General features: G+C 47.4%; 20 protein-coding genes. 8 read left to right on the top strand and 12 right to left on the bottom strand.

Annotation, left to right across the window (positions count from 1 at the left end):
* The first annotated feature begins 102 nt into the window (after positions 1 to 102).
* Positions 103 to 723 carry a TetR family transcriptional regulator gene (locus ACXAG2_RS19150; protein ID WP_474869672.1) on the top strand — a complete coding sequence of 207 codons (621 nt, stop codon included), beginning with the start codon at positions 103 to 105 and terminating at the stop codon, positions 721 to 723.
* On the opposite strand, the gene ACXAG2_RS19145 is transcribed toward ACXAG2_RS19150, so the two are convergent.
* Both ACXAG2_RS19145 and ACXAG2_RS19140 read right to left on the bottom strand, forming a co-directional pair.
* Positions 720 to 1,373 carry a DNA-J related domain-containing protein gene (locus tag ACXAG2_RS19145; protein WP_474869669.1) on the bottom strand — a complete coding sequence of 218 codons (654 nt, stop codon included), beginning with the start codon at positions 1,371 to 1,373 and terminating at the stop codon, positions 720 to 722. The two genes, ACXAG2_RS19150 and ACXAG2_RS19145, sit on opposite strands and share 4 nt — an antisense overlap.
* Complete coding sequence (locus ACXAG2_RS19140; RefSeq protein WP_474843672.1) at positions 1,360 to 1,749, bottom strand: YbaN family protein; 390 nt, start codon at positions 1,747 to 1,749, stop codon at positions 1,360 to 1,362. Before ACXAG2_RS19140 ends, ACXAG2_RS19145 begins: the two co-directional genes overlap by 14 nt.
* A 184-nt stretch (positions 1,750 to 1,933) precedes the next feature.
* On the opposite strand from ACXAG2_RS19140, the gene ACXAG2_RS19135 reads away from it, so the two are divergent.
* The 4 genes from ACXAG2_RS19135 to ACXAG2_RS19120 all read left to right on the top strand — a co-directional run bounded on the left by ACXAG2_RS19135 (position 1,934) and on the right by ACXAG2_RS19120 (position 8,440).
* On the top strand, positions 1,934 to 3,967 hold the full coding sequence (locus tag ACXAG2_RS19135; protein WP_474869667.1) for a marine proteobacterial sortase target protein: 2,034 nt from the start codon (positions 1,934 to 1,936) through the stop codon (positions 3,965 to 3,967).
* Between the two features lie 12 nt (positions 3,968 to 3,979).
* Positions 3,980 to 4,558, top strand: a complete 579-nt coding sequence (locus ACXAG2_RS19130; RefSeq protein WP_474869665.1) for a class GN sortase — start codon at positions 3,980 to 3,982, stop codon at positions 4,556 to 4,558.
* A gap of 121 nt (positions 4,559 to 4,679) precedes the next feature.
* Positions 4,680 to 7,076, top strand: coding sequence for a beta-L-arabinofuranosidase domain-containing protein (locus ACXAG2_RS19125; RefSeq protein WP_474869664.1), 2,397 nt, complete (start codon positions 4,680 to 4,682; stop codon positions 7,074 to 7,076).
* Between the two features lie 206 nt (positions 7,077 to 7,282).
* Positions 7,283 to 8,440, top strand: coding sequence for a DUF21 domain-containing protein (locus tag ACXAG2_RS19120; protein WP_474869662.1), 1,158 nt, complete (start codon positions 7,283 to 7,285; stop codon positions 8,438 to 8,440).
* Here ACXAG2_RS19120 and ACXAG2_RS19115 read toward each other — a convergent pair.
* From ACXAG2_RS19115 to ACXAG2_RS19100, 4 genes are all read right to left on the bottom strand, one after another.
* Positions 8,424 to 9,500 carry a glycosyltransferase family 9 protein gene (locus ACXAG2_RS19115; RefSeq protein ID WP_474869660.1) on the bottom strand — a complete coding sequence of 359 codons (1,077 nt, stop codon included), beginning with the start codon at positions 9,498 to 9,500 and terminating at the stop codon, positions 8,424 to 8,426. The two genes, ACXAG2_RS19120 and ACXAG2_RS19115, sit on opposite strands and share 17 nt — an antisense overlap.
* Position 9,501: 1 nt before the next feature.
* On the bottom strand, positions 9,502 to 10,911 hold the full coding sequence (locus ACXAG2_RS19110) for a capsule assembly Wzi family protein (protein ID WP_474869658.1): 1,410 nt from the start codon (positions 10,909 to 10,911) through the stop codon (positions 9,502 to 9,504).
* A 1,056-nt stretch (positions 10,912 to 11,967) separates the two neighbouring features.
* Positions 11,968 to 12,093: a hypothetical protein gene (locus tag ACXAG2_RS19105; RefSeq protein WP_269748469.1), complete on the bottom strand. Its 126-nt coding sequence runs from the start codon at positions 12,091 to 12,093 to the stop codon at positions 11,968 to 11,970.
* 270 nt (positions 12,094 to 12,363) lie between these two features.
* Positions 12,364 to 12,486, bottom strand: coding sequence for a hypothetical protein (locus ACXAG2_RS19100; RefSeq protein WP_474869655.1), 123 nt, complete (start codon positions 12,484 to 12,486; stop codon positions 12,364 to 12,366).
* A 175-nt stretch (positions 12,487 to 12,661) separates the two neighbouring features.
* Between ACXAG2_RS19100 and ACXAG2_RS19095 the strand changes: the two genes are divergently transcribed.
* Positions 12,662 to 12,946: a hypothetical protein gene (locus ACXAG2_RS19095; protein WP_349583319.1), complete on the top strand. Its 285-nt coding sequence runs from the start codon at positions 12,662 to 12,664 to the stop codon at positions 12,944 to 12,946.
* A gap of 313 nt (positions 12,947 to 13,259) precedes the next feature.
* Here the strand turns inward: ACXAG2_RS19095 and ACXAG2_RS19090 are convergent, their stop codons facing one another.
* Entirely contained in the window at positions 13,260 to 15,638 is a 2,379-nt protein-coding gene (locus ACXAG2_RS19090) for a TOTE conflict system archaeo-eukaryotic primase domain-containing protein (RefSeq protein ID WP_474869652.1), read from the bottom strand.
* Positions 15,639 to 16,106: 468 nt separating this feature from the next.
* Between ACXAG2_RS19090 and ACXAG2_RS19085 the strand changes: the two genes are divergently transcribed.
* Positions 16,107 to 17,102 carry a hypothetical protein gene (locus tag ACXAG2_RS19085; protein WP_474869650.1) on the top strand — a complete coding sequence of 332 codons (996 nt, stop codon included), beginning with the start codon at positions 16,107 to 16,109 and terminating at the stop codon, positions 17,100 to 17,102.
* On the top strand, positions 17,095 to 17,574 hold the full coding sequence (locus tag ACXAG2_RS19080; protein ID WP_474869647.1) for a Panacea domain-containing protein: 480 nt from the start codon (positions 17,095 to 17,097) through the stop codon (positions 17,572 to 17,574). The genes ACXAG2_RS19085 and ACXAG2_RS19080 overlap by 8 nt, the downstream gene beginning before the upstream one ends.
* A 55-nt stretch (positions 17,575 to 17,629) precedes the next feature.
* Here ACXAG2_RS19080 and ACXAG2_RS19075 read toward each other — a convergent pair whose 3' ends face one another.
* From ACXAG2_RS19075 to ACXAG2_RS19055, 5 genes are all read right to left on the bottom strand, one after another.
* The gene (locus tag ACXAG2_RS19075) at positions 17,630 to 17,935 is read right to left on the bottom strand and encodes a hypothetical protein (RefSeq protein WP_474869645.1); all 306 of its coding nucleotides are present in this window, start codon (positions 17,933 to 17,935) and stop codon (positions 17,630 to 17,632) included.
* A gap of 362 nt (positions 17,936 to 18,297) precedes the next feature.
* A complete protein-coding gene (locus ACXAG2_RS19070) occupies positions 18,298 to 19,872 on the bottom strand; it encodes a TnsD family Tn7-like transposition protein (RefSeq protein WP_474869642.1) in 1,575 nt (524 codons plus the stop codon).
* On the bottom strand, positions 19,844 to 20,770 hold the full coding sequence (locus ACXAG2_RS19065; RefSeq protein ID WP_474869641.1) for a TniQ family protein: 927 nt from the start codon (positions 20,768 to 20,770) through the stop codon (positions 19,844 to 19,846). The genes ACXAG2_RS19070 and ACXAG2_RS19065 overlap by 29 nt, the downstream gene beginning before the upstream one ends.
* Positions 20,770 to 22,260, bottom strand: a complete 1,491-nt coding sequence (locus ACXAG2_RS19060; protein ID WP_474869638.1) for a TniB family NTP-binding protein — start codon at positions 22,258 to 22,260, stop codon at positions 20,770 to 20,772. Before ACXAG2_RS19060 ends, ACXAG2_RS19065 begins: the two co-directional genes overlap by 1 nt.
* The gene (locus ACXAG2_RS19055; protein WP_474869636.1) at positions 22,229 to 23,947 is read right to left on the bottom strand and encodes a hypothetical protein; all 1,719 of its coding nucleotides are present in this window, start codon (positions 23,945 to 23,947) and stop codon (positions 22,229 to 22,231) included. The genes ACXAG2_RS19060 and ACXAG2_RS19055 overlap by 32 nt, the downstream gene beginning before the upstream one ends.
* Positions 23,948 to 24,118: the final 171 nt, after the last annotated feature.

Genomic DNA, 24,118 nt, shown 5'->3' with positions numbered 1-24,118 from the left:
GTCTTCCTGATACAGCCACAAGGGCTGGACAATTGCACATTAAAAGTTTACCTTCTAAAGATACGTTCTTGTATGTATGTTGTCAATCTCGCGGAGAATACGATGCGCAGAACAAAAGAAGATGCTGAGCTCACAAAACAGACCATATTAAAGGCCGCTGTCGATGTTTTTACAGAGCGCGGCGTCGCTAAAGCATCCCTTGAAGAAATCGCCCGTAAGGCAGATGTAACAAGGGGTGCCGTGTACTGGCACTTTAAAAACAAAATGGAGATTTTCGATGCGCTCCATGAGAATCTGCATACTCCTTTTATTGAACGGATCATGGAAGGACTGGAAGCTGAACACCCCAATCCTGTCGGTCAGTTACAGGAGTTATGTACGAACATATTCCTCGATCTCGATCAAGATGAGCAACTTCGTAAAACACTTACACTCTTCATGTTAAAATGTGATTACAGTGGTGACTTAAAGTGCAGTCAGGAAAAACACACAAAAGCAAAGTACGACAAAATTCAGGCGTTCGCTGCATACTACAAACGGGCCATTAAATTGGGGCAGCTGTCAGCGGATATCACGCCTGAAGATTACACCCTGGCGATGAACTGTTTTATGCGTGGCATTTTGTCAGAATATCTTGAAGCGCCGGAAGCCTTCGACATCACCACGAAAGCCCCCATCCTGATGAAAATCTATTTCGGCGGACTACGTACCGATAATGTTTAGACCAGCGGTTCCTGCTTAACCGCACTCAGCAATACTTCACAGGCTCTCACCAACTCAGCTGCAACCGGATTGTCCCCCCCTTTGTCAGGATGGTGCCTGTGCAATAAATGACGATATTGTTTCTTTATCAGGCTGCGGGTCAGTCGTATATCCGGTGCGATCTCCAGCACATTGCGTGCTTCATTAATCGTATTTTCGTCTGCGGACATGTGAAAGCCGCTGCTCATTTTGACCCAGAAACTGTCTATCAGCGCATCCACATCTTCTTTGCCGGTGCTGTCAAAGTTGTTCCAATCCAGATAGTAATCCCGCAGCGGATCTGCCAGTGCAGGGGTTTCTGTTTCATCCGGCATGGGCTCCAGCCGGATGGACGTAGTGTGGATGTTCAGTAAGCCCTGTTTTTCCGCCAGCCACTCATCCTGAAGGCGGTAAAGACAATGGAACAGAATAAAGTGACAACGGAACAGCGCCAGACTGTCGCGCAAGGCGCTTTCATCGAAAAGCGAATACGGTGGTTTTTGCAACAGGCTGATGAGCTCAAACTCGCTGCTCCCCGCTTCGAACCGGCTTTGCATCGCATAGAGTGTCAGTTGTAAGTGTCTGAGTGTTGCTTCATGACCAGCGGAGAGTGTCATGTCAGGCTTTACCATCCGGCAACTCAGGTTCCGGCAGACGCCACAACCAGATAAGCACACACAACATCATGATATCCGTACCGGCCATCACCCAAACCGGCGTGGCTGTTACTGCCATGATCACCGCCGACAGTGACATACCTGCCGTGGCAGCATATTTTGCACTGCGCGGCATACAGCGTCCGTTTCGCCAGTGATGAATTATCGGTCCGGTGACTTTGTGATTGTCCAGCCATAAAGCCAGCGACGGTGAACTGCGGGCCGCCAGCCAGGCAGCAATCAGCACGAAGACCGTTGTCGGCATACCCGGCACGACCACACCAATAAACCCAAGCGTCAGACTCACACAGGCACCCAGCATTAAACACCACCGGTAAGGTGCTGTTAACATGCTGTTTTTACGGCTAGTCCGGTGCGACATAGATAACTCAGAACCGTGTTGCTGTGTGTAGAGGAATATCTTTCACTTTACTCCATAATTCGCCTGAATTCATTGCTTCTTCGCCACATATCCTCCGCAAACTTGCCAGATTACAGTGCTGAAATAACCCTACACACCGTAACGGAAGACGCTCATGCTCACGAACCCCAGCCGCCGCTGCCCTGCCCGCAGCCACTTTAATTTGTTGCTATTGATACTCTTCATGTGGCCGGCTTTTGCTTCTTTTGCTGACACACTACCCCGCTACCAGTCCGGTAATATGACGTTACAAAGCAACGACGCAAACGGGCAGGCCGCTTTACATGTACTCACGGATGCAGATGTTCAGATCAACGGCGTACTGGTGAACGTGACGTACCGGCAGATTTTTAAAAACCAGAGCAACGGTCCGGTCAATGGTGTGTACACCTTTCCGCTGCCGGACAAGGCGGCTGTTACTCGTATGACTATCCGTACCGGCTCACGGGTGATTGAAGGCATTATCAAGCCACGGCAGGAAGCCCGGCGCCTTTACCGCGACGCAGTGGTGCAGGGAAAACGGGCTGCACTGACTGAACAGCAGCGCCCCAATTTGTTTACCCAGCAAGTTAGTCATATCGCACCGGGAGAAACCATAGAGGTCACACTGCAATTTCTTGATATTGCAGAGTTCCGCCGGGGCGAATTCTCATGGAGGCTGCCAACAACACTGACACCCAGGTACATGCCGGGTATGAACATGAACAGCCTTGAAACGGAGACCCGGGCAACCACCGGGTATGCAGACCCTGCGGATCTTTTTCCGCCGTTTATTCTGCCGGGCAGTGGAAAGACGAATCCCCTGGCGCTCAATATTTCTCTGAAAAGTGGCTTGCCACTCACTTCAGTATACGCGCTGTATCATGACATTGACCTTGCAAAACAAGACGAAACGTTCACTGTCACCCTTAAAGAGGGTCATAGTGAAATGGACAGGGACTTTGTGCTTCGCTGGCTTCCGGCTCCTTCATCTGAACCGGTGGCAGCCCTGTTTTCAGAACAATCCGGTGATGAATATTTCTCCATGCTGATGGTGGTGCCTCCGGCAATTACCGGGCAGCAAACATTAGCCCGTGATATTACATTTGTCATTGATACATCGGGTTCTATGCAGGGACAGTCAATTGTTCAGGCTAAATCCAGTCTGATTACAGCCATTGATAAACTTAAGGATACCGACCGTTTTAACGTTATCGCTTTTAACGATAAATTCTCGCTGATGTTCGCAGAGGCAAATTTTGCGACACATCCGGCAAGACAAGCAGCGCGGCAATGGGTAAATCAGTTGCAGGCTGATGGCGGCACGCAAATGTTCCCTGCGCTGACTGCGGCCTTTGCACAAAATGCGGACGAACGCCTTCACCAGGTGGTATTCATCACTGATGGTGCTGTAGGTAACGAAGCAGAATTATTCAGTCTTATTCACGACACCGCAGGTACATCGCGGTTATTCACCGTGGGGATAGGCTCTGCTCCCAACAGTTACTTTATGCACAAAGCGGCATCAACCGGTCGGGGCACCTACGAATTCATTGCCAGTCCGCAGGATATTGCCCCGCAGATGAACAGCCTGTTCGTAAAGCTTAACCACAGTGCTGCCAAAAACATTGTGCCGGGGTGGCCGGAAGGTGCAGAGGTATATCCTGCAAATACACCGGATTTGTATCTTAACGAACCCCTGCTGTCTTTTGCCTCCACAAAAACACCTGTCAGTAGTGTCACCGTGAGCGGCGAAACAGCCAGTCAGCTTTGGTCGAAAACGCTGGCATCTTCAGATATGCCCGAAAACAGCGGCGCCGGCGCCCGCTGGGCCAGACAAAAAATTGCCCATATTGAAGATGAAGGACGAAGTGGCTTACTCAATGAAGAGCAGGTTAAAGACGACATTACAGCAGTGGCCCTGCAACATAATTTACTGTCCCGCTTTACGTCATTTGTTGCTATCGACCAGACGCCCGTTACTTCTGAAAATAGCACTCGTCCGCCGCTCCGCTTACAAGTCGCGAATCAACTTCCACGGGGGATGTCGCAACAGGAACTGCAATATCCGCAAACCGCTACCACTGCTGACTTCACTCTTTGGCTTGGCATCCTGTGTACTGTTGCAGGTCTTGTGTTGTTGCTCTGGCAGCGCGGAAACATGAGATAGGGCGTGCCGGCAATGATGAACAGAGTAAAATGGCTTAAAACGGCACTCCCCGCGCTGCTTTTGATAGCCGGTACACTATGTTTCGGTAATACCTTGTGGATTGCGGCAAAGGCAGTATTAGCGCAACGGCTTATTGCAGGAGCGTGGGAAGAAACCCTGGCTACCGGCCACACCGTTAAACCCTGGTCATGGTCAGATACCTGGCCCGTTGCCGTACTGACTTTTCCCGGCCATAGTCAGCGCCTTTACATATTGTCGGGCAGTCATGGCAGCAGTCTGGCCTTTGGCCCCGGCCACATCGATGGCACGGCACTGCCCGGGGAAACCGGCACCCAGGTATACTCCGGTCACCGCGACACCCATTTCAATTTTCTGCAGCACGTGAAAGCCGGAGATACCTTTCAGATCCAGGACAATCGCGGACAATGGCGCACCTATCGGGTAAGTAAGACCGATATTGTTGATTCACAATCAGGCCGCTGGTTGATCGAACGGAACAAAGAAGAGGTTCAACTCGTAACCTGCTACCCTTTCGACGCTCTGACACCTAATCCGCGGTTGAGGTTTATCGTAAAAGCGATACCTTTATGAATACGGCGCTATTGGCATAAATAACATTTGCTATACGGTTTTATTTATTCAAACAATGGATAAAGATATACCGTACAAATATTTAGTACTGTCACAGTGCCAGCAACTAAAAGGAATCGTTATGTGTCATCTGTGTCCGGAACCCAATCGCCGGCGGGTCTTAAAAGGCATGTCTGCCCTTGCCACGCTTTCCACCATTTCGCTGTCGGCCTGCTCCGGAAAAGAGGCAAAACAGAACAGCGCAGCTACTTTGCCCGGCTCAGCCAGTGCGTTACCTCTTAACGACGTGCGCCTGCTCGATTCTGACTTTCTGAATGCCGTCACGGCAAACAGCCATTACCTCATGGAACTCTCACCGGACCGCTTTTTACACAACTTCCACAAATTTTCCGGATTAGAAACGAAAGGTGAGATTTATGGCGGCTGGGAGGGAGACACGATAGCCGGACACAGCCTTGGTCATTACATGTCCGCATTAGCGCTTTTGCACGCTCAAACCGGTAAGAAAGAAGCAAAAACACGCCTAGCTTATATTATCGATGAGCTTGCCAGGTGCCAGGAAGCACAGGGAGATGGCTACGTCGCAGGATTCACCCGCAAGCGTAAAGACAAAACCATCGTTGATGGCAAAGAAATCTTTCCTGAAATCAAGCGCGGTGATATTCGTTCAGCAGGTTTTGACTTAAACGGTTGCTGGGTGCCCTTCTATAACTGGCATAAGCTGTTTGCGGGTTTGTTTGACGCACAAACATACTGTGGCCTGGACACGGGTATTCCTGTTGCAGCAGGGCTGGCGACCTACATTGAAGACCTATTTGCCGCCCTCACGGATGAACAGGTACAAACCGTACTGGATTGCGAGCATGGGGGGATAAACGAAAGCTTCGCGGAATTGTATGCGCGAACCAGTGACAAACGCTGGCTTTCGCTTGCAGAACGTTTGTACCATAAAAAAGTGCTTGCACCACTGGCTAACGGTGAAGATGAGCTGGCGAATATTCACGCCAATACGCAAGTCCCCAAATTAATTGGTCTGGCCCGACTCTATGAACTAACAGGGAAAGCCAGTGATCAAAACGCGGCACACTTTTTCTGGGAAACCGTAACCAATCACCACTCCTATGTAATTGGTGGTAATGCTGACCGCGAATATTTCTTTACTCCAGACAGTATTGCTAACCATATCACCGAGCAAACCTGCGAAGCGTGCAACACTTACAATATGTTGAAATTAACCCGTCATCTTTATAGCTGGCAGCCTGACGCGGCATATTTCGACTATTATGAGCGCGCCCACCTCAACCATATGTTAGCGCAAATCGATCCTGCCACCGGCATGGTAACGTACATGACGCCGCTTATGTCAGGAGCAGCCCGCCATCACTCAAGCAAATTTGACAGCTTTTGGTGTTGCACCGGCTCAGGTATGGAGACCCATGCCAAACATGGTGACTCTATCTGGTGGCAAGGTGACGACACACTCTTTGTGAATTTATTTATTCCTTCTACAGTAAACTGGGCTGCAGGCAAGGCCGCACTCACTATGGAAACCGCTTACCCTTATCAGGGCTCTGTAACGCTTACTGTAAATAAAGCGGACAAAGCATTTCGTCTTGCCATGCGAATTCCAGCCTGGGCTGGCGATGATTGGTCGGTTACCGTCAACGGGACTCCTGTCGGGGCTTCGCAATCCAGAAGATACGCAACTATTCACCGTCGCTGGAAAGCAGGCGACAAAGTGGAACTGATGCTTCCGTTGCCACTTCGCCTGGAAGCCACTCCGGGTAACGACAACGTAGTAGCAGTATTGCAAGGCCCAATGGTAATGGCGGCAGATCTTGGCAGTAGTGATGAGCCGTGGAACGGCACTGCCCCCGCTCTGGTTGGGGACGATCTCATTGGCGGACTCATCAGCCTGCAACCAGAAAAAGCTATATACCAATCCAAAGGTATTGGTCGTCCTGCCGACATGACATTCTCACCATTCTATGCCAATCATCACCGGCGAAGTGCCGTGTATTTTGAGAAATTTACCAACGCGGAATGGTCGAAAGCTGAAATTGCTTACGCTGAAGAGCAGGCCCGTTCAAAAGATCTGGCAGAGCGTTCCGTAGATGTCATGCATTTAGGAGAAATGCAGCCCGAACGTGATCATAATTTAGAGTCGGAAATCAGCTACCCTGTTGTTTACAGGGGCAAACAGGGCCGTGATGCGAGGACGGGTGGATTTTTTAGTTTCGATTTCGATACCGCGTCCGGTCCGTTAAAACTTCAAGCTACGTATTGGGGTGAGGAGCGCCCGCGAGAATTTTATATTTTCATTGATGGCCAAAAAGTGGCGACCCAGCAGCTTAATTTTGATCATCCGGGGAAATTCTTTGATATGGTTTACGATATCCCTGAAGCACTAACCAAAGCGAAGGATAAAGTAAACGTGAGGTTTGAGCCGAAACAAGGAAACACCGCGGGTCCGGTGTTTGGTGTATTGCTATTCAAGCCCAGTAAAGAGGTTATCTGAGGTGATTTACGGCTTCTTTATACCGCAGTAAAGAAGCCTTTTTGTCTTTCCATCCGGATGTTACCGCTCAGGCGCAGCATTGTGTTGCCGTTCCCTTTTTATACGCTACGATTGTAGTTATCTCGTGTCGATAAAAATTCCGGTTACCCATATTTGCGTAACCGGTTTACACTCGCCACCCGTTTAATATCAGGCAGTATTTATTTATGGATTTTGCGTTAAGCAATCAGGAACTTTATGTATGGCTTGGGATCCTTTTCTGTATCTCACAATCAGCCATGTTCTCAGGACTCAATCTTGCGTTCTTTTCGGTCAGCCGTTTGCAACTGGAAATGGAGGTAAGCCACGGAGATAAAACCGCAGCTAAAATTCTGAAGCTGAGACAAGATTCAAACTTCCTGCTCACTACTATTTTATGGGGCAACGTAGGCATTAACGTATTACTGGCGTTATTGTCAGACTCCGTGCTGACGGGTGCAGCTTCGTTCCTGTTCTCCACCGGTTTTATTACCATTTTCGGTGAAATCATGCCGCAGGCTTATTTCTCCAGAAATGCAATGCGTATGGCGTCAGTGTTATCACCGGTAATGCGCTTCTATCAGATTATCCTGTATCCCGTATCCAAGCCTTCTGCCCTGCTGCTTGATGGCTGGCTGGGCCGGGAAGGCGTTGAATACATGCGGGATAACGACCTACGTAAAGTGATTAAACAGCATGTGGATGCCGAAGAGGCAGAGGTTGATCATGTGGAAGGTACCGGTGCACTGAACTTCCTTGCCATCGATGAAGTATCGGTGATGCAGGAAGGCGAATTGCTGGAGCCGGAATCCATTATCCGGCTGCCAGCCAAACTAGACTTTCCCATTGTGCCTGAATTTGTGCGTAACAGCGCAGATGAGCTTCTGAAGCAAATTAATCAGAGCGGACATAAATGGGTTGTGCTCGCCGATGAGAAAGACAATCCGTTACTCATTCTTGATGCTGACGGTGCTTTGAGGGCAGCCCTTTTTGATACCGACAAACCGTTTGATATTTATGATTTCTGTCACCGTCCGTTAATCGTGCGGGACGAATCGCTGATGTTATCTGAAGTGCTGTGGCACCTGAAAGCCCAGGAAACACTGGATGCCCATGACGATGGAACCATCGACGTTGACGTAGTACTGGTTTGGGGTGCACAGCCCCGCATCATCACCGGGGCGGATATTCTCGGCAGGCTGTTAAAAGGCATCAGCGCCGTCACCCCTGCCAGCGTGACAAAAAATGCAGTTCAGGGCAGTACCGCTGTGGAAGTTGAGACAATAACCAAAGCCGAACAACTCGCAGTTACAGATAAAAAATCAGCTCTTAAATCAGATACTTAAGACATACTTTTGAGATTAACGCAGAGGAGAGCTCACTCACATGTCCCGGTGAATAAAGTGTACACAGTGACTGGGGTGGGCACCAATGTGCGGTTTTCTCTCGCATAAGTGCCACGAAAGGTGTATTTGTCGCGGCCGCAAAATGAATGATGGCCGTTTCCACACTCAGCACCCCGTCTACACCCGCAACCATCGCCGCTAATTCTGTTATGCCTTGCGTGGCAGTAAACACCTCACATTTCACCTGATGTTTCTGCACTAAAACGTCAGCCAGCTTTTTAATACCGGCTAAGCGATGCGGTGGTGTATTAATTACAAACAGTGTATCGGAACACGCAGACGCCATCTTAATCAATACGTCAGACAATTTCTCGTCAGGATAATCACGCTTGGAGGTTGTTGAAATTCCATTTATCAACAGCACGCGGGATGTAGAGTGCTGTTGGTGCCACTGCGTCAACATCGACTGAGTCGCCTTTACAATTGCAGCATCCAGATCCAACGGCTCAAGAGTTTTAACATCTTCCAGGGGGGAAAAAGTCGAAAAAGCACGTTGATATTGTTGCAATATCGGCATCGGTTTATGGCTATTTTCGCGAATGTAGAGGGCATCACAATGACGGTACCTGAAGCGATTCAGCCACTGCCAGCCACCTGCACTTACCGCACCTGCACACCATGCTTTATTGCCGCCGATTTCCCGTGCATAACGTGAAAATACCGTGCTGCGAGTATTGGCGATGAAAAAAACAACATCGTATTTTTCTGCCTTTGCTCTAGCCACTTGCTCAGCACGATGGGCTTCAGACCGGGATTGCGCATAAATGTTGGTAATAAATGGTTCCTGCTGAAGCCAGCCGGAAAGCAAAGACGTGCGGCCCTGATGCCAAGATTTCTTCTGCTTACGAAAGTCATCAAACCAGATATCCAGTTGCAACTGTGGGTACTGTTGCCGGATTTGCTTCAGAAATGTGCGCTGATAGAGGTAGTCACCTAAAGCTAAATGCGTCATAAATAACGCTTTACGAGCTCGCGACAGTTCAGCAACAGTGGTTCGCATGCTAGTTCCAGGAAAAAGACAATGTAAGGGCGCTTTGAGTATCGCCAAGTGTATTTTTACTGATAAACACTCCTACGCCAAGATCTCCTGTCCCAGTATTTTGCGAATAGTCGATTTGTAACAAATATCCGGTTTCATAACCGGCCTGTCCTTCGTCGTCATTAGAAATCAGCGTTCCCCTGGTTGACCAGTGCCGCTCAGCATCTATCTGGTAGTCCATACCTAACGTCAGCACCGTCGAAGCAGGTGAATCACCGTCTTCACGTTGCTCTGCAGCCCAGTGCCCCATAATTATGTTGTTATTGGTATAGCCCGCAGGATAAAGATGATGGACATACCACTTGTCTGCCCAATGGTTTAATTCCGCGCGCAATGACATCTTATCGGTGACCACAGGTAAAAATAAACCTACCCCGTAAGTTTGATTGCCTAACTTATAATTGGACTCGTCACGGGTATCTTCGCCGCCAAACTCAGCATAAAGCTGTACCGGCATCCCCCAGTTAAACTGATAGGCCGTGGTTATCGATGCTTGCTGATTACCAAACTCGTAATTCGGGTCATCGGTTTCTACGTCACCAACATTATCTTTACCAGCGGGGTCGAACAGCGCTTCGAGTACGTCACCAAATGAGAAATCCCGCTCTCCCCCGCCGAATTGCAAGGTGCGGTTAACGCCGATAGTCCAGTTTTCCAATGGCGATAAACTGATATGGATTCCCCCGTGACGCGGGCTTCCCGGCGACATTGTATCTCCCAGCCGTATCTGCTCATGGGGCTCAAGTTTGGAGTAGAAAAGCGTGTATTGAATATTCCAGTCTGAAATAGGTTCAGCATTTGACAACGTGACAGAAGGTGATGCTTCCGCGTGCGTACTGACCAACATGGATGAATAAGCGAAAGGAGAAAACCAGTGATCCCGATATCCAAACTCCATTTGCATATAACTGCCACCAACAGCGACATAGGAGGCGGCATGACGCATGCCTGCCTCGTCGCTATAAATGGCATCTGCAGCAAACAGCAAATAGTCTGAAGGTTGATAGAAACCGCCGGCAGAAAATACAAAAGGATCATCAACCTGCGTTCCGCGACGATTTGGTAGATTCATGTCTCCACTTTCAGCCAGTGTGACATCGACGCGCGCCTGAGTAAGCCCTGCCTGCTTCTTATACACTTCAAGATAGGGCTGAATACCGGCATAAAGCGCAGGATAAGTCGACTTAATACTATCAACCCGTTCCAGCAATGCCTTAACGTGATAAGGTTTTGTTAACGGCGCGTCGCCGGTCACAGCGAACACCTGTTCAATTTTTTGCTCAAAAACCAGAGACAAATTAAGCGGAAGAAGGCCCGATACACCCTTTGCAAACGCACTTTGCGTAAAGATCAGGAGTGAAAACGCGCTCAAACTTATTGACAAGACCCGGAAAAGACGTGTGAAAATGGTCATGCTTCTGAAAATTCATATTTGGTAATGAAAGAAAAGGACTCTCACGAACGAAAGTGCCCGTACGAAGCGGATTATTCTACCACTTTATCAGGAAATATGTTTGCGACTAAATGTAACCGTAAATGTCCCGATGAAACACACAGCACAATGAATTTTTGAAAATATTAATAAGTAATCCGGCAAATAAAGAAGTATTTGGGATACTGCCCGCATATCTGACCTCAAGGTTTTAAATATACGAGCAGTTCTTTACGACTATTTTGTGATTTCCACTTCTTCAATCAGCACACTTTCGATTTCAGCGTGACTAAAAGGTATCGGTAAAAGAGTGTCCCGACAACGGGTAAACTTAGTTGCAGGTTATTTCGAATTCTCATCAATTGCTCTAACAGACTATTTATTTTGGTGTGACAACCTTTATGAAGTGAAACATCCATTCTTTAAATCAATCACATTATCTCTTGAAAAATAATGTACCGATATTGCCGTGAGAAGCGTTTATTCAAGCCACACTTCCAATACAGTTAACTGCTAAAGAAAAAATAGTCAGCCAACATCAAAGAAATGAAGATAAGAATAAACCAGAAACCTGCACTTTCAATTTTTGAACGACTTTTCCACATCAATTATTCCCTAACATGAATATAATTATCGATCGGGGTATTCCTTTGTCATACTTCGTAAATTGCCGGAATTCATAGACAACATACCGCAGAAAAGTACATATGCAACCTGTACCAAAGCCTGAATTTTTGCCTTCAAGGCAAAAAGAAGAAAAATGCTTTAGGGGAGTTATTTATATCCACTGGATAAAATTCCGGACGAAGATAAAATCAACGTTGGAAATTTCACAGATCTTGCGGCTCCAGACGTATCTGAACCGGCTTAACTAAAACGAAGACAAAGTAGTCTTATAGACCTCTGAATAAAACCCATTCGATTTCTATAAATATCAAATTAAAACGAAGACTGTTAAGAGGCCCACTGATGTGCCTACATCTTAAGCATAGTCGTTTAAAGATCTAGCAAAAAGGCTTCTACATCTTCAAACGTTTGAGAATTTTCTGCGAGAGTTTGCTCACCTATCGCAATAAATGCCAAAAGTGCGAATGCTTCATCATCATGCTCTTGTGGTTCCACTTTATCTCTCCTTTTATTATACGTCAGTCATCGCCCTAAAATTGGCGTATTGACCAGCCGGTTATCCGAATCCTTGTTAAGTTCTAGCGTAATTACAAGCACATAGCTACTAACAACGATTCGCACGGGAGTTAGTATCAAAGTGATACTAACTCATTGTTTATAAGAGACTATTGATCTAACCCTTACCTTATACTAGCGTAAAGAGAGATACCACTGACACGATAGTATGACATGCTCACTTACCCCGATGGCTGGCTACTTTACACACTAACCGCTGACAACGCCGCTACCCAGGTTTGTCTCGTCACGCTTTTCAATGACAATTCGATGAGCGTTCACTGCGCAAGACAAGGTGCTGTACCTATCCACACGGAAGAAGGTAGCTATCATTGGACCGCCTCAAATGGAGAGATCTCAATACTGCATCCACTCAAAGAGGGCTGCGTGCGCTCATTGCAACGGGTGTTATTGGACAGCGAGCTGGCAAATTGGCGTGCGGCACACGTGACCGTGCAGCGTATCCGGCTCAGCGACATTTCCCTAGACCAAGCATAAAGGAGACACCATGACTGTATATTGCAATTATGTATGGAAGGTGGATGCAGATACGGAGCCTCGCGATCTGCTGACCCAATTTGCGCGGGAACACTTTCACGCCCATGAGGCTGTGCCCATCGATACCACCCAATATGGCATTGATCATGGCTTGAATGATGTGCGAGCTGTCTTCAAATCCGAACAACATTGGATTGCTTTCTGCTGTCGCTATCAGCACAATGTGGTCGCGACCGAAAGCAAAGTCCTAGCCTTCGCCCAGGCCCACGGCCTGACGGTCGAGCGCATGCGATAGTAAGAACATACCGATGTCGTCATTTTCCGCTGATTTGGTCTTTACGGTCATCCCATCGTCGATCACCCGCTTGGCTGCCACCCATGTCGGGGTAGAAGTCCTGCATGTGCCTACCGGTTTCATTGCCCGCTCGGTGGACTTGCCGTCACAGTATCTCAATCAACAAGCAGCGCTAGCTATCTTGGCGAGCCGATTAACGACTCATGATTAGGGTTAATGTATCGTAGGTATCAACGAGAAAAGAATTAAAAATACCACGGAGTACACTTCGAATTATGCAGCCAGTTAGATAAACATGGATTAGCATTCTGGGTCAAAGAAGCTTGTCAGTTTTGCCGCTACCGATCCTTTTGACACTATACCCAACGGCCTTATATCCATTAGCACGCTTTTTCCACATTCTCTGTAGCATGGGAAAATCATCAATATAATCGTGCACCGTTACTTCTGTTTTATTCGGGTAGTGACGCTGAATACGGCCAGCGTACTGGGCCACAACCCCTTTCCATGAAATTGGGAGCGCCAAAAACAAGGTATCCAGATAAGGCAAGTCAAAGCCTTCCCCCACATATTTACCCGTCGCAATGATGACAGTCCTTTCAGGTAATCCCTTCTGAATCTGTTCAATCCGCTGTTTACGGATCTTAGTACTCACGCCACCATGCAGCTCAATAGTATTGATACCTTGTGTATTTAATTGCTCGCTGAGTATTGCAATATGTTCTTTACGTTCACTGAGCACCAGACATTGATGCTTGGCTTCTATTGCCTGGGCAATGCTGCGCGTGATGAGCTGATTTCGAGACGCATTGTCTTGCAGGTATTGATACATCTGGGTGATTTTTACCGGCTCCGAACCATCCACCCAAGACGGAGGAAAAGCGATTTGGGTATCACAGCCATAGGCCGTTTGACTGAATTTTACCGACTCTGGTTTAGACTCAAATAACACCGCCCCAAGTTGAAAATACATTAGCTTTTCCAACCCATCTTGTCTTTTGGGTGTCGCGGTAAAGCCAACCAGGAATTGAGGCGCGACGTTCTTTAACAACGTTTCATAGTTTGAGGCCGGAATGTGATGGCATTCATCGACAATAATTTGCCCGTAGCTATCTACTTTGTCATGAATATCAATGCCATTTCTACTGATCAGGCTTTGATACGTCGCAACGTCTATTCGTCCATTTAATTTATCCTTTCCGCCCAGGAGTGATCCCATCTCAGCGTCTTTGAGGAATATCTTGCATCGCTCAATCCATTGTTCCGCGAGCGCCTTATTGTGCACTAATACCAATGTATTGACTGCGCGTTTGGCGATTAATGCCAGTGCAACAACGGTCTTACCAAACCCCGTATTCGCAATGACCAGTCCATGCTCATTCTCCAGTAAGGCTTTTAGCGCTTTCGCTTGCTGGCTGCGAAGTGTGCCCTCAAAACGCAGGGCCGGGAGTCGCTGACCAGCATAGCGTTTATCCTGATATCGGATGGTACAAGCCTGTTGTTCCAGTAACGCTTCAACTTGCCCTTTTAATCCTCTGGGCAGGTGCAGATAGCCCGATTCAATGTGCGCCGCACACAGATAGCGAGGTACGCCAATCGTTGAAAATCGCATCGCCTGGCGTTTAAAAAAATCAGGATTGGCAAACACCGCTAACTTCTTTAACGTTGCGACCAGTTTGTTGGGTAAAACCGCAATAGCAATATACAGCTTGTCAGCCACAACGATGTCGATTGTCGCGGGGCAGTCGTCAATTTTGGGCGTATTAAGGGTCGTCGATTTTTCCCAGGGTTTTAACTCGGCGACTTGCGGTTCCACGTCCACGTAATCGGCGAGACGCTCGAGTAGTTGCCGTATAGTGTCAGGTGATAGTTTGCCCGTCGCCGCCAGTGCTTGCCATTGATCTTCGACAACGCCTCCGTCAGCATCAATAAAGCAGGCGTTCCCCGACAAGCGAGGCTGTTTTTGTAACGGTAATGCAATGAGGTTCCCCATCCCGCCGCTGGGTAAGGCGTCTTGGTTAGGAAACATGCGGTCAAAGCAGTCAAAGTTAAGGGCCGGGTATGTGTCCATGGTCAGATTGAGCAGCGCTGTGCCCAATTGGCGTGCGGATTTTGCCTCTGTCGCTTTTTCAAAAAAGAGCCACAAATGGCCGCCTTGTCCACTACGGGAACGCTCAACTAAGTAGTCAATAGACAGTGACTCACACACGTTTCGCAGTGCCGATATTGCCTCAAACCAGTCCGTTTTATCGAAGTCAAACGCTAACAGGTAACATTCATTTTGCGCCGTTAACGGGTAGATCCCAATCGTGCGTTGCCCTCGAAGATGGGCATTAATGGCACTGTCATCAAAGCGATGGAAGGCTTGGTGGGCACATTCTGAACATGCCGTTTTGGGCTTGTTGCAGATCTCAGCTTGCCATTCATTGGCACAGGAAGGGCTGTATCCGGCTTTCCCTTGCTTAGACTCCCAGCGGAAGGGGTAAACATCTTCGCGTCCGCGAAAGTATTGCTTAAACAGGGCAACCTTGGCCTCGGGCGTCTCAGACTGACTGAAGTACTGTGCTTGATGCGCCATGCTTTGTTGCAAAAGCGCACTACGTTCATTAAGCAACGCCGTTTTTTGTTTTTCTAATCGCGCCAGCGCTTCGACAATTTGCGCCAGCCGCGCCTGGGATCCCGGGATTGTCATGCTACTCAAGCTCCATTATCGTTTGGCATAGGCCCGTTGCGGGAAAGGAGCGCTCCACGGTTTAAGCAAGTGTGCTCCCCCCTTTTTACTTGGAGCTTATCACGAATGCGCCATCCCAGCGCTGATGCACCGTGTACGTTGCTTGGGGCAATGCCAGAGGGTGGTCGGTGGGGATTTGCGAAACGTGCGATAAATGACACGTTCAGGGGAAAAGGACCGTCAACCGCAATTTTGGGCCTAATGGCGCATAAGAAGACATTATGTTTAATCACTAAACTTCGCAAATCAGGACATTTTTCGAGGGGGTAAGTGATGTATTTGACGGTTCTATTCTCTTTTCGCACGTTGAGGTAGTTTTTATCAAAATACTCATTGCTCTTCTCGAATTCTCGAACTTTGGATTCATTGTACTTCGGCTTGAGAGCTAAAAATGATACCTTTAACCTAGTGAGAGGCAATTCTGTATTAATGATGAAGGAAAATCGCAAAAATCAGCGTCAGTTCGACAAAAGCCCATCTAGCTTAAGATTTGGCTTTAGTGGAAACTCCCGAACAATCAAAGATGTTTCTGTCAAAGTAGGTCAATGGTGGTATATCGCGTTTGCTGCCATCGGCTCAGCGATTATAAGTGTGGCAGCATCTTTTTATGCAGGGTATGAGGGATATGACCCCGTTTACTGTAACCCATGGAGCTATGCCATTATTTTGGGTATTGGATTGATCCTCTATGGGGGGAAAGGCACATTTGAAGATTTGTCTAATCTCGATAAAGAAAATAAGAGATTGAAAGAAGAAAATGCACAGGTAAGTGAACTGGAGCAGAAACTCGAAAGCGCCTCTGAAGACACGAATGACTTACAAAATAAACTATTAGAATTGCAGATTAAACTGGTGGAAACATGGCTCAAAGGAAGCTCGAGGCAACTGAAGCTGGAAACTCACGAACGTGCGACCATTTACTACTATGTGAACAAAGAATTTTATCTACTGGCTCGGCACTCTAAGAATCCCTTATACGCCGAAGTTCACAGACAGAAATTCCCACGAAACCAAGGTGTTATTAGTAAAGCTTGGCAACACGGTGTCCATGTTGATATTGATAAATGTACACCCTATAGTGAAAACAGTGGTGAATATAAGAGTTACATGCACAGAGTTTACGGCTATGATGAAACAAAAGTCGATGCGTTATGTCTAAAAAGTTGTAGTTTTGTTGCCATTGCTATTTCGGAGGCTGATAAGCCCATAGGGGTAATAGTCATAGAGTCTGAACGGAAGAAAGCGTTTAGTTCTCAAAAGGTTAATCAGATTACAAGCTATTGTTCAACATACCAAAGCTACATGGTTGATTTTATTAAGAGTGCGATCCGTTTAGATAAGTCAGCGAGAGCACCACATCGTCAAGACATAGAGCTAGAGTTACTCAACGAACTAAAAAGGACTGTGGGAGGAAAGAGTGAATAAGATAAAAGCAATTATGGCTTACTTTTGTTCTAACTATCCTCATAAAAGTGAGTTATCTAAAGCGCGATTAACCAAGCTAGTATATCTGGCTGATTGGTATTCGTCCTTAATCAATGACGCCCAAATGACTGACATAAAATGGCTTTTCAATCATTACGGGCCCTATGTTGATAATATTACTGATATTGCCAAGTTTGATGATGATTTTCTTATCGAAAGAGAAGAAACTGTCTATGGTTCAGATAAATTTGTTATTTCTTACCATGGCAACGACGTTGACCAACACTTAGCTTCAGGTGAGATTGATATTCTTGATGCGATTATCAAGAAAACCAGCAAAATGTATTTCAATGAATTTATAGATTTTGTTTACTCCACTTACCCAGTTTCTTCGAATGTTAGGTATAGCATGCTTGATTTGCCATTGTTAGCAAGAGAATATCAAGCGCAATTAAATGCTGAAGCGGTTTAATCGAAGACTATAGCGCGGGAGTAAAGCAGTTTGCTCCCGATCATCTCTGCAAGAATTAAGTCTGCCTGTAACTTTTCTCATAACGTGATGCTAACGCCTCGAATAAGCCCTGTTTACTCTTACTCCCTATGATTTCCACCTGTGGTGTAGGAATACCGGTTCTCTCATCAACATCAATGTAAAAGACATGAAACTCACAATCATCTGCGCCGAGTGTATTGAGCTCACGCATCAGGCGTAAAAATAGAAATAAATGAGGCGCGGGAATAGCAGCGTGACACGACAGCACCACATAGGGATGGGAACCGATAAAACGGGCGAGGCTGTGGTTATCAATACGCGTGGTTGTCCAACGAGTCATGCTTTTCATCCTGAGGTAGCCCCCCTCAAAAAAAATTGGGTTTGGGGGCGGTTTATTGGTTTCAACCCATTCTTATTTTCCCAAGCTTCGCTTGGCCGTGTTCCAGTAGGTCGCCTGCTTTACACGATGTGTTGTTTTCACTTACCTATCTCACGCAAAATGGATAAAAATCCATTCTGTTCATTAGCCAATAAAAGCCCTATCACACCAATTGCTTATCAATTTAAGGGGCGTTATCTCTTTCGTATTACCTTATTTATATCTGTAGGACCCTTTTTTGGGTTTTTACAGTAACGATTTTAAAAAAAATGCTAAGTCATTGATTCCGGCACGAGAGAGTGACTGGTTTGACCACAAAGCCATTATTTATCAATGATTTGATATGCAACGAGTTGCGCATGGGTACGCGGCAACTTGGTCAGGTTTTTCCGTAAGTGCCCGTTGTCGCTTATCGCTCTGCCTGCGGCACTGAGCGACTGCGGGTACGGCGCAGTAAGCTGCTTGAGCGCTGCGATCAGCCGCATATCTTCTTTGGCCCAATCAAAAGGCGGCGGAGTCGGCGCTCGACGGGGTGGCAGACACTGTTTGAGCGCTTCCCGATCATGGTGATACAGGTAGAAAAACGCCTGGCTTTCCTGTTGCTTGATATCCTTTTGCAGCCAATCAGGATGGGCTATTCGCGCCTGCTTAATCACATAGATCGCCTTTACGCGTTTATGCTTGTGGGTGAGGACTTGTCGCCATTGACGAAGCCTCCGGGTATTTGCAATCACTTGCTCCACATAACCCATTCCCACGCCGAGGTTGTTGGCGATGGTACGTCGATGACGCCCTAACAAGGCTTGAATGATCACACGATGCCGCACGCGGGCATCGAACATCAGGGCATTGTGCCGATAGCTTACCTGGTTGAGCTGAGCGATACGCCGTACATAACACCGTGATTTACCCAAGCGTTTCGCAATCGTGGCAAAACTCACCTGTTGTTTGAGTAACGCCAGCGTTTTAGCCTCCAGACTGGCGGTATCCGCCAGCGGCAGCACCTGTTGCTCAACCGGTGTAATGGTCTTTAGATACCCTGTTGACGCACCATCAAAGAGCCAAAACCCGAGAAGAAGGTGTTTTAACGGATGCGCTGGATACCCTGTCCGCTGGCGCAGCAGCGGCCCTAAAAACGCATAATCACGCAGAGACTCGGTGCCCCTATCGAGTTGCAGCGCCTCATAACGCGCCCCTAAAGCCTGCTTGACTTGCTGTAAGCGCAATTGGTGGTGGCGTGTTAGATAGCCTTTTCTGTCAAGGAGGTGGCGATAGTTATCCATCTGGTAGGGCTGCATCACGGAGGTACTGCACTGCTCGCTTACCGCGACACAGAATTGACTGAAGGCAGATGTGATAACGGACACCGCAGATACCGGGCGTTTTTCTTGTGGTAGGGCAATGGCACTGTCTAGCGCTCCATCTCCGCACAGCACACCGGTTAAAGTGACCTGGTGGCGCTCACAAGCGATAAGGCCGGGAAGCTGGTGCCTGATATCAAAATAGGCAAAACCCAGCCTCAGACGCTGTTCACGGGCGCACAGTGGACAGTATTTGTGATGTAACGGGATATGTAGCCGCGCATGAGGAATGTTTGCCGCATGGATCGATGAGCCCTCACCGGTCAGCAGCGTTTGCTTAAGACGCCCTTGCTCATCCGCATGGAAAAAGCGAAACAGCGGATACAGCGTATGCTGTGAGAGTAATGTGCCCGTACTTTTTTCGGTGAGCGCTGCAAAATCCCTAAGCCCTTGGGGAAGATACGGGTGCAGCCGTACCTTGGTTTTGCCTAGCAATGCGTAATACGTGCGAGCCACGGGCCCCACACCGTAGCGGATGTGCGTGCGGCTTAGCCAACTAAACAGCGTTTCATAAGGTTGTAGTGACACCGTTTTCATACTCATCCTTGAGTGCGGGTAGCTGCTCCCTTAGCCAAAACACAATAGCCAGCCAATACAACGGATGGCGCAGACCCTTTGACTGCCCGAAAGGCGAGAGCGTGATCCACAATACGTTCGTCGGGCGGGTAAACTGCCGGGCATACGCGGTAAATAGCCCGGCTAGGCACGCCTCGCCTAATTCGCTGCGCATTTGCGCAAACAGGGCATTCACGACCGTGCGATCACCTCGTCGAAGAGGTTTCGATAGTTTCAAGACTTCGTAGATACTGTCGCGGAGTTCAACGCCCCACGTTGGTTGGCATTGAAGGCGACCTGCGATAGCGTAAATAAATGGCTGCCAACTGACTTGCCACGCATCCACCATTGGGACGGGGGTGCTGGTGCCCTCCCATTTATCAGGCAACGTGAAATTCAAATAGCGTAGCGCATCATGACTATACAGTGGCGTGCCGTGTTCGTCACAGACAAGTGCCCCGGGTAATTGATGAGCGGCTCTCCAGTAGCTCACCCCCCATTTGGCTTTTTGCATCTGCATGCAGCTCGGGCAATACTTCCAGCGCCGATCCACTTGAAACGGGTTTTCTTCCGTATTAGGCCGATGATTTGACTCTTTGAGAGTATGCGGGGCCATGCCATCAGGCAACGACAATAACCAGGGCGCAAACGGCGTATGGTTCAACCGTAAGGCGAATTGCTTAGCGGACTCCGGTGCAATGCTATCCAGAGTTTGGCTCATCAGATGATTAAGCGGCACTTGCGAGCGAAACCACTGATACGGCAAATGATTGTGTGCAAAGAATCGCTTATCACTCATGTAAGCTTGTGCAGACCGAAAGCGGTAGCGGATCAAGCCGCTGTATACATGCTCATTCGGAAATAACTGGAGTCGCTTCATTACGGCTTGTGCTCCAATGTTTGCGGTCCCAGTTTCTCTTGTGCTTTTTTCGCGAGCTTAGTTTTGAGCGATTCGAGTTTCTTTGTTTGTGTAGCGGTAAAGTTGTGAGTATCAACAGCGTCAGTAATATCGTTGATGACATCTGTAGCGGCTGCTCCTTTGACATTGTTATTTTCGATAAAGTTTTCCAGGTGTTTGAGCGCAGTGCTATTTTTATTCATATCTAAGTACTGCTGTACTGTGAGTAAATCAGCGTAGCCGCCTTTCTTTCCCAAGTTGATGTTACGAGTTGCAGATCTGAGTAGTGGAAAGTGCTGTTTAAATGTCTGCTTAATGAGTGACTCTGTAATGCGCTCTTTACCGAGTCTGATCGCGTTCAATAGCGTGGCTTTCCATAATCCAAGTGTGTAACCCGGTACGGCAGCAGTTAACGTGAGTAGCAATGCATCGATTTTTTCATCACGAGTAATGGGATGTTTTATTGGCTGAAAGCCATAGAGCATGTTCAGCATGTCATTCCAGACTTGCTGCTCGTTGAGTCGAGACAGCTCGAACGGTCTACCCACGCGACGCTTGTGGCGCGAGTTATTGTCAAACAGCGACAAACTATCTGGCGTGCCGATTTTTAGTGTTGGAATAAATAGCTGATTCGCGAGTTGATCAAACATTTGCAGTGTTTCAGTTCGAAACCGCTTTGAGGCGACCAACATATTCTGAAATTCATCAATAACGAGCACACCAACGTGATGTCGATTTAAAGCCGTGATGAGCACATCGAGCATAGAGTCGATTTTCACAGGATCACCATTCTTTTTCGTGACAACTTTACGATACTCCGGATTGCCAAATGTCGTTTTCGCTAAAGCACTATCTAGTTCTGTGAGTAGTCTGAGAATGAGATCGCTGCGCGAGGCATCATGCGGCATATCAACGTAGAGATAGACAACTTGCGGCTCATCAAATTCGACGAGAGTATGCTCAATTACAGGAGGCAACATGTTGAACAGAATGTGCTTCGTCATCGTAGATTTGCCGTTGCCAGAAAATCCCGTGAGAAACATGGCATCGGCGACGCTTGGGACAAGCGTACTTTCAATCAATGGTTGTATGACGTCAGCATTGTTTAAATTCGGATCAGCAATGTCATAACTCCATGCTATAACTTCGCTTCTTAGCGGGTTCCTGTGCAAGTATCCATGCCGAATTAAGTTATAGATATCTAAATACAGCTCAAGATGTTGCGTTGATATGAGTCTTGCGCGATAGATTTTTTCTAAGTGATCTTCGCGATCTTTGCGTGCCATCCCCTCGATGAACTCGCTGGTCGGCATGACCGTCAAACGCTGCTTCAGTAAATATGGTGCGAGCTGAGGTGGTAGCGCTTCTACAAGTGGATTCCCTGAATAGTCGGGGATATCGGACGGTGTATATTGTGCTTTAGCAACGCGAACAGGTAGCTTATTCATCATCATCTCCATAGAAGTCGTCATAGATACTGCGATTACTATCGTTATGCTCAGATTGATCCGGCTGGTCTTGTGGTTCTATCCCGGCGCGAACAGCTTCGAGATAACGCTCAATGTCTGAATAGCGATTAATAATCGCTTCTGCTTTTCTGCTTTCGTTGATTTTTGCCAGCTGTGGTAACGTCCCAGGGATGCGTTCTTTGTTAGCAGCCTTAACGAGCTTGTCGATGACAAGCTGTACACCTAAACGATATTCAAGTAACTCTTGAGCGGAATTTTCTTCGTGAACCTTTAGTGCTTTTTGCTGAAGTTCTACTTCATAGAATGACAAGCCGCTAAAAGCCCCAGACCGATGCATATCAAGCGTTGCAGGTTTTAAACCCTGCTCGGTTTCAAGAAAAATGATGTCGATGAAATTTGGATTGAAACGTGCTTGAAAATAGATAACGGTATTTCTGCTGTCACTGCGATGCTGTAAGCCACTCTCAAACGTAAATTCGCTGTTGTACCAGAGCTTTTCACCCGGGAAATAAATGCCTTTTTGATGAACAGACACTTGTTTTCTCGGCAGGAGCTTCAGATAAAGCTCATTTTCTTCGTATTTAATGATGTGACCTGCGCGATACTTTGCGCCCCACTCGCACAACTTTACTGGCACCGGCTCTACAGAGTCTTGCAGCATTTCTCTAGCAAACGGATAGTCTTTGATGCGTCTGTGATTGTTGTAGAAGTTGATGTAAACAATCGCAATGATATAAAGCTCTGTGAGTGTGATTGCAGCATTCTTTCGCGCTAGTTGCGCTGCGATATCTGCACGCGACTTGGTTTGATGTGCTTTACTGAGTCCCTGAAAGAAAAGCGAAAAAGTACGGAATAGTTGCTCAACATGCGGTTTGTCATCGCCTCTTCCTCTGCGAGCAAACTGTACATCAATGTTCAAGTCGCTCACTGCGGATTCTGATTTACGATTACGAAACTCCGCGTTATCAACAAACAGTGTTGTGCAAACACCAAAGAAATCCCACGTGATTTCCCCCGGAGCAAAGCCATACTGCTCTAAAAAACGATCTTTGTTAGTTGCCGCATTGAATAGTGCTTGCCGCACAGTATTGTATGACGGACTTTCTGTCGTAATGTAGATCCCGACGATGTAGCGCGAAAAACGATCAATCACGAAATACAGTGTTGCTTTACCGATTTTTGTCTGGCGTGTTAGGTCGAATTCAGATACCAGCTCTTCATCAAATGGCGTTTCATCTAGCTCAAATACTTTGCCAAATCCGTCATCATTCAAAAACGCGTCCCCAGTACGGCCAGCGAGATCCTTGTTGAATTCAATAGGGTTTTTACGCTTTCTGTCTCGCGCTGGAAGATTGCCGCCGAATTCCTTGTTCAGCCAGTAGGCGAATTGCGACAACGTTGGGCGTTCAGTGATTGGCTTTAATGTGACTTTGAATCGTTCATTTGTTTTTCGCTCTTGTTGAATGCTATTTCTCACGCGCGACGCAAAGTAGTGCTTTTGCATGAGTCGCTCATACACGGCTTTAATGCTCAGTCCGTTACGGGTGCGATACAGGCGTTTGCCAGTTTCAAACACGTGATAATCGTATTCGTCTAACGCTTTGCCTTTGGGAATGATTTGATTTGGGCGACCTTGCTTAACCCTAATTTCTCTCTTTTCCTTAGGCAGACGGAAGATATTTTTGCCCATGGGTAATGCCAACGCCGCTCTGCGTTGCCCATAGAAAAGGAAGGCATTGAAACAGTCATAGACATACTGCTTTGAATGACTGCATATTCCGGCCGGATCTGAACAGCGATTCCGGAAACACTTGAACACCTATTCTGGAATCATTTGAACACTGATTCCGGATTTATTTAG

This window comes from Alteromonas sp. ABH4_456 (genome assembly GCF_056160645.1).
The sequence above is the reverse complement of the archived record's forward strand: the minus strand, read 5'-3'. Positions and strand labels throughout refer to the sequence as shown.